Source organism: Ferroplasma sp. Type II (assembly GCF_000496155.1).
Map to the genome: position 1 here is coordinate 1,978 of NZ_KI542731.1, position 2,139 is coordinate 4,116.

Below are 2,139 nucleotides of genomic sequence, written 5' to 3' on the forward strand. Positions count from 1 at the left end.
TTATTTTCCGGGACTTTATGAATTCTACCATTTTTTTGTATTCATCCGCATGAGGGGCATCAAGGTCTATAAGCCGGGCCAATAACTCAGCCAGGTCATATTCCCTCATAAAATACATCTGTATGCCTGAATCATAATCCTCTTCCTTCTGATCTACACAGCAATGAAATCGGGGAAATTCTGCCATATTTTTATTATTGTGATATTCGATAAATATTTTGCTCTACACAATAAAATACGGCTCTTCGTTCCTCTATGCTGGTTGTTCCAGGAAGATGAAATCTAAATAATCATGATATTACTGGAATCACGCCAAATCATGGTGCATGGCTACAATGATATAGAGCCATTGCCTTGAATATCCCGGGGATATAGGAAATGATTGTGAATATCAGTGAATTTTACCATTATAAAAGTCATCTAACTTTAAAATATAAATTCCAAACAGAGATAGTGCATCAATCAATGGATTTATAAATTATATAATCATCTATTTGGAAATTCTTGATTGTTATGTCAATGAACTTGTCCTTTACCGAGTTAAAATCATGTTTAATGCCGGAAACTTTGTCCATAGAGGTCATTATATCAGGGGAAAAGTTGCAGGGATTGATGAAATTAAATTTCTTAAGGTCAGTGGATATATTCAACCCCATTCCGTGCATTGTGGCAAATCTATCTATTCCAATGCCTATAGAGCAAATTTTTTTATTGTTTGCCCAGACACCGGTTTTTTCATTCAGCATTGGTTCTCCATGGATTCCATATGAATCCAGCAATTCTATCACAGAATTCTGTATTATTTTAATAAGCCCGAGGGCATCGATGTTTCTCCTTTTCATATTCACTATGTAATAGGCAACCAGCTGTCCGGGCCCATGGTATGTCATGTAGCCTCCCCTATTTACCTTCACTGCACTGGAAAGGTCACCCTTATAATGTGCACCTGCAGTATATACATCAGGATGCTGCAGGAAAATAAACGCATCGCCTCTTGAATAATCATTCACTGCACTATGCACCTTTTTCTGGAAAGATAACGCCTCCATGTAATCAACTGTTCCGGGATCGTAAATGCTGATTCTGGATGTTTTCTCCTCTATCATTTTTGTGCGCCTCATTCTGGGAATTAATACAGTAATATCATCATACGCTTAAAATGTTTTCCAGTTTTTTCAGTTCAAGCAGATCATGTACCATCAGGTATACACACATGGATTTATAAAATAATTCAACAAAGACCCAGTAAAGTCTTCCTGCCTTCAACCTGAATATCTGAGACTTGCCCAAGTTATTATACCCAACTAGATCTTCACGGTATATGGATGATTGTGGCAGCATGTATGTATAGTACACTAAATCTATTTTCCTGGAATATTCATCTATTCCTGTGATACTGGATAGGTTCTCACATGGCTCTTTTACTGTTTTTCATACATTATCAATTACATCAGTGGATAAAAGTAATATAGTCGGACAAACATTTATATACAGTCAGACGTTTACATTATTATGCGACGTAGATATATTACATTTATATCCCTGTTGGTTGTAGCAATGTTTTCAATAATGCCCTTATCACAACTATCTTCTTCATCTATTGCATTAGATTCAAATTCTCCAGGTAAAATCAATCCATCTCTATCAAATAGGCTCTTAGGCGAGGTTGTAAATACATGGCATGTTTCTGGCAAAACATGTGTACCATCCTCAGCAAGCATAGAGAGTGCAATAACACTTAAGATAGATGTAACATCATTCTCAGAATCAAGTGGTGCAGGTGATACACCACTGTACTTTATTGTATCAGGAGTAAATGTGCACACAGATTATATTGGCGGAACCGGTGTATATGCATATACATGGGATGTAAACTCCATGCCTGGAAATATAAACTTCCATGCAAAATACCTTTCAGGATCTGAATTCTATTCAATGCATTCTATGGCACCAAAGCCATCAGTATTCTTCCGCAATTCATATTCCACATTCGGCAATTCAAATATACATGTTGAGAAGTACATGGATGAGATGGGCTATGACGGGAATAATACCATATACTTAAGCTATGGCAACTATGGATTCTATAAAGTATATAATACAAAACAGGTAGGGGGAATCAAGTAATACATACACAGG

4 protein-coding genes are annotated in these 2,139 nt (G+C 36.5%); 1 reads left to right on the forward strand and 3 read right to left on the reverse strand.

The window, feature by feature from the left end; genetic code table 11:
* The 3 genes from AMDU4_RS07890 to AMDU4_RS07900 all read right to left on the reverse strand — a co-directional run.
* A partial coding sequence (locus AMDU4_RS07890; protein WP_290704627.1) for a hypothetical protein occupies window positions 1–187 on the reverse strand: 187 nt, incomplete at its 3' end.
* 271 nt (window positions 188–458) lie between these two features.
* Window positions 459–1,106: a lipoyl(octanoyl) transferase LipB gene (lipB, locus tag AMDU4_RS07895; protein ID WP_021787457.1), complete on the reverse strand. Its 648-nt coding sequence runs from the start codon at window positions 1,104–1,106 to the stop codon at window positions 459–461.
* A 40-nt stretch (window positions 1,107–1,146) separates the two neighbouring features.
* A complete protein-coding gene (locus AMDU4_RS07900) occupies window positions 1,147–1,356 on the reverse strand; it encodes a hypothetical protein (RefSeq protein WP_290704631.1) in 210 nt (69 codons plus the stop codon).
* A gap of 156 nt (window positions 1,357–1,512) precedes the next feature.
* On the opposite strand from AMDU4_RS07900, the gene AMDU4_RS07905 reads away from it, so the two are divergent.
* Window positions 1,513–2,127, forward strand: coding sequence for a hypothetical protein (locus AMDU4_RS07905; RefSeq protein ID WP_021787459.1), 615 nt, complete (start codon window positions 1,513–1,515; stop codon window positions 2,125–2,127).
* Window positions 2,128–2,139: the final 12 nt, after the last annotated feature.